This is a genomic window from Pseudomonas sp. Sample_9 (assembly GCF_004307535.1).
GTDB classification, from domain to species: Bacteria; Pseudomonadota; Gammaproteobacteria; order Pseudomonadales; family Pseudomonadaceae; genus Aquipseudomonas; species Aquipseudomonas mercuritolerans.
This window is the reverse complement of record NZ_RAZO01000487.1, coordinates 1-7,856: the sequence shown is the minus strand read 5'-3', so window position 1 is coordinate 7,856 and position 7,856 is coordinate 1. Positions and strand designations below refer to the sequence as shown.

The 7,856-nt window shown below is 58.8% G+C and carries 8 protein-coding genes and 1 pseudogene; 3 read left to right on the top strand and 6 right to left on the bottom strand.

Annotated features, from left to right (window positions below):
* Positions 1–244: 244 nt before the first annotated feature.
* Complete coding sequence (locus D6877_RS27705; protein WP_130912747.1) at positions 245–1,111, top strand: carboxylate/amino acid/amine transporter; 867 nt, start codon at positions 245–247, stop codon at positions 1,109–1,111.
* A gap of 106 nt (positions 1,112–1,217) precedes the next feature.
* On the opposite strand, the gene D6877_RS27700 is transcribed toward D6877_RS27705, so the two are convergent.
* Positions 1,218–2,516: a mechanosensitive ion channel family protein gene (locus tag D6877_RS27700; protein ID WP_130912746.1), complete on the bottom strand. Its 1,299-nt coding sequence runs from the start codon at positions 2,514–2,516 to the stop codon at positions 1,218–1,220.
* Between the two features lie 191 nt (positions 2,517–2,707).
* Here D6877_RS27700 and D6877_RS27695 point away from each other — a divergent pair, with 191 nt between their 5' ends.
* Positions 2,708–4,048, top strand: coding sequence for a DEAD/DEAH box helicase (locus D6877_RS27695; RefSeq protein ID WP_024012040.1), 1,341 nt, complete (start codon positions 2,708–2,710; stop codon positions 4,046–4,048).
* Between the two features lie 51 nt (positions 4,049–4,099).
* On the opposite strand, the gene D6877_RS27690 is transcribed toward D6877_RS27695, so the two are convergent.
* Both D6877_RS27690 and D6877_RS27685 read right to left on the bottom strand, forming a co-directional pair.
* Positions 4,100–4,375 carry a hypothetical protein gene (locus D6877_RS27690; protein WP_130912745.1) on the bottom strand — a complete coding sequence of 92 codons (276 nt, stop codon included), beginning with the start codon at positions 4,373–4,375 and terminating at the stop codon, positions 4,100–4,102.
* An 89-nt stretch (positions 4,376–4,464) separates the two neighbouring features.
* The gene (locus D6877_RS27685; protein WP_130912744.1) at positions 4,465–5,199 is read right to left on the bottom strand and encodes a thioredoxin family protein; all 735 of its coding nucleotides are present in this window, start codon (positions 5,197–5,199) and stop codon (positions 4,465–4,467) included.
* 172 nt (positions 5,200–5,371) lie between these two features.
* On the opposite strand from D6877_RS27685, the gene D6877_RS27680 reads away from it, so the two are divergent.
* Positions 5,372–5,764: a hypothetical protein gene (locus D6877_RS27680; protein ID WP_056783658.1), complete on the top strand. Its 393-nt coding sequence runs from the start codon at positions 5,372–5,374 to the stop codon at positions 5,762–5,764.
* A gap of 121 nt (positions 5,765–5,885) precedes the next feature.
* On the opposite strand, the gene D6877_RS27675 is transcribed toward D6877_RS27680, so the two are convergent.
* The 3 genes and pseudogenes from D6877_RS27675 to D6877_RS30260 all read right to left on the bottom strand — a co-directional run.
* Positions 5,886–6,755, bottom strand: coding sequence for a DUF6279 family lipoprotein (locus D6877_RS27675; protein WP_130912743.1), 870 nt, complete (start codon positions 6,753–6,755; stop codon positions 5,886–5,888).
* Positions 6,756–6,832: 77 nt separating this feature from the next.
* Positions 6,833–7,549: a TorF family putative porin gene (locus tag D6877_RS27670; RefSeq protein ID WP_130912742.1), complete on the bottom strand. Its 717-nt coding sequence runs from the start codon at positions 7,547–7,549 to the stop codon at positions 6,833–6,835.
* 203 nt (positions 7,550–7,752) lie between these two features.
* Positions 7,753–7,856, bottom strand: a pseudogene (locus tag D6877_RS30260) (hypothetical protein); the annotation flags it as partial.

The following is a 7,856-nucleotide window of genomic DNA, read 5'->3' as shown; positions in this document are numbered from 1 at the left end:
GTGCTGTAGCCCGATTGAACGCTTTAGCGAGATCGGGCTTTTTTTTGTCTGCGATTTGACGAACAACACATGACTCCTTGTGGGAGCGAGCCTGCTCGCGAAAGCGGTGTATCAGAAAAGTATCAGCCGTCTGACACGCTGCCTTCGCGAGCAGGCTCGCTCCCACCGGTTATTTGTGTTTCCGGCTATTCGCAGTGAGCGGCAAAACCCGCTATCGTCGCCGCCATTCGATTTCGAGGCGAACATGGGCTATCTACTTTTTGTGACGCTGATCCAGGCGTTTTCTTTCAGTCTGATCGGCGAATACCTGGCCGGGCATGTCGACAGCTACTTCGCGGTGCTGGTGCGTGTGGTGCTGGCCGGGCTGGTGTTCATTCCGCTGACCCGCTGGCGTTCGGTGGAGCCGGCGTTCATGCGTGGCATGTTGCTGATCGGCGCGTTGCAGTTCGGTGTGACTTACGTCTGCCTTTACCTGAGCTTCCGTGTGCTGACGGTGCCGGAGGTGTTGCTGTTCACGATTCTCACGCCGCTGCACGTGACGTTGATCGAAGACGCGCTGAACCGTCGCTTTAATCCGTGGGCATTGGTTGCTGCGCTGGTGGCAGTCGGCGGTGCGGCGGTGATTCGCTTCGACAGCATCAGTCCCGACTTTTTCATGGGCTTTCTGCTGCTGCAACTGGCCAACTTCACCTACGCCGCCGGGCAAGTGATGTACAAGCATCTGGTGGCCAAGCATCCGAGCGATCTGCCGCATTACCGCCGCTTCGGTTATTTCTACCTGGGCGCATTGGCGGTTGTGCTGCCAGCGTTCCTGTTGTTCGGCAAATCGAACTTCCTGCCGGAAGCGCCGCTGCAATGGGGCGTGTTGCTGTTTCTCGGTCTGGTCTCGACCGCATTGGGTCTGTACTGGTGGAACAAGGGCGCGTGCATGGTCAACGGCGGTACCCTGGCGGTGATGAACAACCTGCATGTGCCGGTGGGGCTGCTGTTGAATCTGCTGATCTGGAATCAGCATGAGGAACTGGGGAGATTGTTCCTTGGCGGGGGTGTAATTCTGGCGGCTGTGTGGATCAGTCGGTTGGGCATCCGCAAATCCCCGGGCGCCGCATAACCCCTGTGGGAGCGAGCCTGCTCGCGAAGGCGTTGGGTCAGATAAGTATGGGGCGACTGACACATTGCATTCGCGAGCAGGCTCGCTCCCACATTTGATCTTTGGGTTACATCAGGTGTTTTTCCGGCTCCGGAATACTCGCCGAGCCCAACACCGCTGGCAGCAAGCCTGCGCGCAAATCCCCGCCACTCGGCTGTTGATACAGGCTCAACCCGAACTCCGGCAGCACCGCCAGCAGGTAATCGAAAATATCGCCCTGAATCCGCTCGTAATCGGCCCACACCGTGGTGCGGGTGAAGCAGTAGATTTCCAGCGGAATGCCCTGCGCGGTGGTCTGCATCTGCCGGACCATGCAGGTCATGTTCGGCTGAATCTCCGGATGACTCTTCAGATACGCCAGCGCGTAGGCGCGGAAGGTGCCGATGTTGGTCATGCGGCGGCGGTTGGCCGACATGGCTGCGACATTGCCCTGCGCTTCGTTCCAGGCCTTGAGCTCGGCTTTCTTGCGGCCCATGTAGTCGGTCAGCAGGTGCACCTGCGAGAGCTTTTCTTCCTCGTCGTCGCGGATGAAGCGCACGCCGCTGGCATCGATGAACAGGCTGCGCTTGATCCGCCGACCGCCGGACTGCTGCATGCCGCGCCAGTTCTTGAACGACTCGGACATCAGCCGCCAGGTCGGGATCGAGACGATCGTCTTGTCGAAGTTCTGCACTTTGACCGTGTGCAACGTGATGTCGACCACGTCGCCATCGGCGCCGACTTGTGGCATTTCGATCCAGTCGCCGACCCGCAGCATGTCGTTGCTGGTCAGCTGCACGCTGGCGACGAACGACAGCAGCGTGTCCTTGTAGACCAACAGAATCACCGCCGACATCGCACCCAGACCCGACAGCAGCAACAGCGGCGAGCGGTCGATCAGGGTGGCGACGATGATGATCGCGCCGAACACGTACAAAACCATTTTCGCCAGTTGCACGTAGCCTTTGATCGAGCGTGTACGCGCATGCTCGGTGCGCGCGTAGATGTCGAGCAGGGCGTTGAGCAGGGCGCTGACCGCCAGCAGCAGGAACAGGATGGTGAAGGCCAGGGCGACGTTGCCGAGAAAATTCATCGCGGTTTTGCTCAGCTCCGGCACCAGGTGCAGGCCGAACTGGATCACCAGTGACGGCGTCATTTGCGCCAGCCGTTGAAACACCTTGTTGTGGCGAAAGTCGTTGATCCAGTGCAACGCCGGTTGGCGGCCGAGCATGCGGCTGGCATGCAGGATCAGGTAACGCGCCACCCGTCCGAGCACCAGCGCGATGACCAGCAGCACCAGCAGCGCCAGTCCCGATTGCAGAATTGGGTGCTCTTCGAGCGTGCCCCAGAGGCCTTGGGCTTTGAGCCAGAGCTGTTTGATATCCATAAGCGAAACATTTCTTCTGTAAGACGCGAGGGCCGATTAGAGCATTTAAGACGCCGTGTATTGCAGCGAGTGACAAATCGGGCAACAAAAAAACCACTGATTGTCGGCGTTTGCACAAAGAAACTCGGCCTGAGCGCTCGAAACCGGTAACCTATGCAGCTGTTTTTTTGCATATCTTCGAGGTAGCACCCGTGTTTTCCCAATTCGCCCTGCACGAACGCCTGCTCAAAGCCGTGGCCGAGCTGAAATTTGTCGAGCCAACGCCAGTGCAAGCCGCGGCCATCCCGCTGGCGCTCCAGGGGCGTGATCTGCGGGTGACGGCGCAAACCGGTAGCGGCAAAACCGCCGCTTTCGTCCTGCCGATCCTCAATCGCCTGATCGGCCCGGCGAAGATCCGCGTCAGCATCAAGACGCTGATCCTGCTGCCAACCCGTGAGCTGGCCCAGCAGACCTTGAAGGAAGTCGAACGCTTCTCGCAGTTCACCTTCATCAAATCCGGCCTGATCACTGGCGGCGAAGACTTCAAGGTGCAGGCGGCAATGCTGCGCAAAGTGCCGGACATCCTCATCGGCACCCCGGGGCGGATGATCGAGCAACTCAACGCCGGCAACCTCGACCTGAAAGAAGTCGAAGTGCTGGTGCTCGACGAAGCCGACCGCATGCTCGACATGGGTTTCGCCGAAGACGTGCAGCGTCTGGTCGATGAGTGCCCGAACCGTCAGCAGACCATGCTGTTCTCCGCCACCACCGGCGGTTCCGGTCTGCGCGAAATGATCGCCAAGGTTCTGAACAATCCGGAGCACTTGCAGCTCAACGCGGTCAGCCAGCTCAACTCGACGACTCGTCAGCAAATCATCACCGCCGACCACAATCAGCACAAAGAGCAGATTGTGAACTGGCTGCTTGCCAACGAGACCTACCAGAAGGCCATCGTCTTCACCAACACCCGCGCCATGGCCGACCGCATCTACGGCCGCCTCGTGGCCCAGGAATACAAAGCGTTCGTGCTGCACGGCGAGAAAGACCAGAAGGATCGCAAACTGGCGATCGATCGTCTGAAGCAGGGCGGTGTGAAGATCCTCGTCGCCACTGACGTTGCCGCCCGTGGTCTGGACGTCGACGGTCTGGATCTGGTGATCAACTTCGACATGCCACGCAGCGGCGACGAATACGTACACCGCATCGGTCGTACCGGCCGTGCCGGTAACGATGGCCTGGCGATCTCGCTGATCTGCCACGGCGACTGGAACCTGATGTCGAGCATCGAGCGCTACCTGAAGCAGAGCTTCGAGCGCCGCACGATCAAGGAAGTCAAAGGCACCTACGGCGGGCCGAAAAAGGTCAAGGCCTCGGGTAAAGCCGTCGGCGTGAAAAAGAAAAAGACCGACGCCAAGGGCGACAAAAAGAAAACCGCCGCCAAGACGCCGACCAAGCGCAAGAGCGTCAACCGTCCAAAGCCGGATTCTCTGGTGAGCAGCGACGGCATGGCCCCGCTCAAGCGTCGCAAGCCAGCCGAGCCTGCGGCTGAGTAAGCTGTAGAACGCGCATAAAAAAACCGGACATTGTCCGGTTTTTTTTCGTCCTCAACTGTCGGCTTTTTTCTCCGCCGACCCCAGTTCCTTCAAACGCTGATCGATCAACTGGCACTTGTCCGGCAGATCGGCGCTGGCCGTGCCCAGATCCATGTTCTGCAACTCGGCGTTGATCTCCTTGGCCTTTTCCGGATTCTGCTCGGTGAGCTTGGAGACTTCCTTGGCCAGTTGTTCGCGTTTAATCGTCGCCTCTTCAGGCGTGCAGGCCCAGACGGGCAGGGCGCAGGCAAGGGTGGCGGCGAGGGACAGCTTGATCAGGGTTTTCATGGGCAGGCCTCAGTTCCGGTTAAGGCGGGTTAACCGGTTGAGGGCTGAAGCCTGGTAAAAGTTCAGAAACTGTGGGGCCAGGATTGTCCTCAATCGGCGTGGCAGCAACCCGACTTCGGCGCACCGTCATACCGATCATGATGCCGCACCCATTCCATGATCTCGTCTTCATTCCTGCCCTTGGGCGTCAGATCAAGGTAGTGGTAAGCACCAACCAGCATATCCAGGCCGCGCGCGTATGTGGAATAGGTGTGGAAAATCTCGCCTTCGTCATTGCGATAAAACACGCTCAGCCCCGGCATTTCTTCCTCGGCGCTGTCGGTTTTTTCGTAATTGTAGGTAGCCTTTCCCGCCGCGACATCCTCAGCCCGGGCGCAGACGCCGAAGTCGTAATTGAAATCGCAACCTTCTGACGAGACCCAGTCGAATTTCCAGCCCATGCGTTGTTTGAACGCCTGAAACTCGCGCAACGGCGCGTGGGAAACGGCGACGACCGCAACATCGTGATGGGCCAGGTGCTGGTTGGCGCCGTCGATGTGATCGCTGAGGAACGAGCAGCCCCGGCAGCCTTCCTCCCAGCCTTTGGCAAACATGAAATGGTAGATGATCAACTGGCTGTTGTTGCCAAACAGGTCGTTGAGCTTGAGCTCGCCGTTCGGGCCTTGAAAATGATAGTCCTTGTCGACTTTTACCCACGGCAGGGCGCGGCGCTCGGAGCTGAGGCGATCGCGTTCCCGGGTGAAGGCTTTTTCGTGGGCCAGATGCTGCTCGCGGGCGGCGAGCCATTCTTCGCGTGATACCACCGGATGGTTTGCAACGTTCATGACGATGTCTCCTGCGGGTTGAACCGGCTGTTTCAGACTAGTCGTTCAGCGTGCGAGGTAATCGACAGCCGTCGGTCGGTCGGGGCCGGAAATACTGCTGAACGGCTGCGCAGCGCTTCGGTCACAACCTTGAACGCGGCACAAAATCACCCGCACCGGAGGTTGGATCAGGATGACGACTTATAACTGGGATTTGATTGAACGTTTGCTGCATGAAGTGCAGAACAGCGCAGGCCATAGCTTCGCTCCCCGCGCTTATGCCGAAGACCATGCGGCCGAGAAAGCGAGCGCCGGCGAGCCGATCGACAATCTCGATCACTTGAAAACCCTGGCCTGTGATTATGAAAAGCTTTTGCTGGAGCGCGGATTCATCGAGCCACGGCCGGATCATGAAGGCAGCACCGGCAATAATTTCATCCTGACGCCACGGGGTTCGAGCCTGTTGAGCCTGATCGACAGCAGCATCCCCGGCAATGACCATCCGCGTCAGGTGCTGGATGAGCAGGAGGATGCGCTGGATGAAGTGACGTTTGATGAGGTCGCCTCAAAGGCTCAAATCGCCTGAGCCAGCGAATTCCGCCCTGTGGGAGCGAGCCTGCTCGCGAATACGGTCTGTCGGTGACATTGAACTGTCTGATACACCGCTTTCGCGAGCAGGCTCGCTCCCACATTGGATTCCAGTGATTTCAAGGTTTCTTCGCGGCCTTCAGGCACTTGAGGTCATTGAAGTCCTTGCGCACGGCCTCGATTTTCTTCAACAACCGCTGACGCTGTTGCGGTGTGCTCTCGGCCATCAAGTCGACAAACAGCGAGCGGGCCTGGGCTTCGGTGTTGGCGTAGGCCTTGCGGTAATCCGCTGTCCATAAGTGCTCGCGATGGACCAGAAGTGTTTCGATGCGTTGTGGGAATTCCGCGCTTTTGCGTTGCGCAACCGCGGCGCTGAACTGTTGCTGCCAATGCGCACGGTTGGCGATCCATTGGGTGTTCTGGTCGCCCAAGGCGTTGGTCCAGGCCAAGACGCGTTGTTTCTGCGTGTCACTGAGCGGGCCTAGCCAATCGTTCAGGCGATTTTCCATGCGCTCGCCGCGTTCCTTGATCTGCTGGGCCAACGGGGGCTTCACGTATTCCTGCTGGCGTTTGCGCAAATCCTTGGCAAACGCGTCGTTCATTTCCGCGACCTGTTTATCGTCCAGGCCTTGCAGCAGTTCGATGGCCGAAGGGGTGATTTCCCGGGCGGTTTCGGCAATGGCCTGCTTGGCTTCGGCGGTGCGCTCCTGCAGGGCGGCGTCGCTGACCTGATTGCTTTCGACCATGGCCTGTAAACGGTCCAGCCAATCAAGGTAGCCCGGCAATTGTGTGGTGCAGTGCCAGCTCAAGTGTTCCTTGAGCCGGTCGTTGAACCAGTCTTTCTGCTCCCCATTCATGTCCACGTAGTCGCTCAGCGACCACGGGATGATCACGTCGAGGTTGCGGTAGGCCAAGCCCACGCGGCTGCAAGCACCGAGGGCGAGGGTGAAGATCAGCAGGGCGGCAATCTGTTTGAACCAGCGAGACATGGGCAAATCCTTGCGAGAGCCTGGCGTCGGAAATCTGATTCTTATGTGATGCAGGATGCGCGCGGCAGTTCAGCCGATCAATAGAACGTGCGTACGGCCTTGAGGGTGACGAGGCCGTCGCACTCGCTGTTGTGGCCGGAATAGGCCGAGCAATCGTTGCCGCTGAGGCTGGAATTGCTGTAGATCAGATCGAGATCGACACCCATGAACGGCCGCGACAGTTTCACCGACCAATCGGTGAAACTGCTGACATAACCACCGTCGACCGCCACCGGCGTGTTCAGTTGGTGAGTGGTGTACTTCATGCTCACGCCAATGCCGAACGGTTGATTGCCAGTGAGGTCGGCAAACAAGGTGTTGTTCTGTTTATCCGGGTCGTTGCTCAGGGCAATGCCGAAGCGACTGCCGAGCAGAGTCAGGCCACCAAACAGCTCCTGGCTGTCGAGGGTGTCCACGCGTGGGTAGCTGTAATGGATCATTCCGACTTCATAGCCGAGCACCTGATCGAACGGTTGCTTGAAGCCGACGTAGGAGTCGATCTCGAGATTCTTGCCCGGGCTGATGCCCATGCTCGGCGCGTACTGGCCGAAATACACGCCGCTGTCGTGGCTCAGGTCGAGGCCGCCATGGAATGAACCGACCGCCGCCGGTTTGACCAGACCCTGGGCCATGCTGCGGCTAGGCGTGGTGCCAAGCTTGAGATCGAAGTCACCCAGTTCACCCTGAAAAACCTGCGCGTGCGCGGTCGCGCCTGACAGCAGGCTGACAAACAATAAACAGGGAAATGGGCGCATGCGTCACTCCATGAACCGCGAGCGCAGGGCGAGGGCCTGCTGAAACGCTTGATCTAGACGCGTGCAAGGATACCGGCGAATACCCGGCATTGATGGCCGTTCGTCGATTTTCAGGAATTTTTGTTTAAAACGAAGAGGGATTGCGCGGTGCCTGTCCAGGCGCTTCGAAGCTCAAAGCGCCTCTGGACGGGGTGAAACCGGTATTACTTCTTGCCCAAGCTGATCTGCTTGGACGGGCCGAATGTCTGGCCACTGACGCCTTTGGCAATTTGCTGGATCTCGCCGCCGGACTTGAGGAATGCTGCGA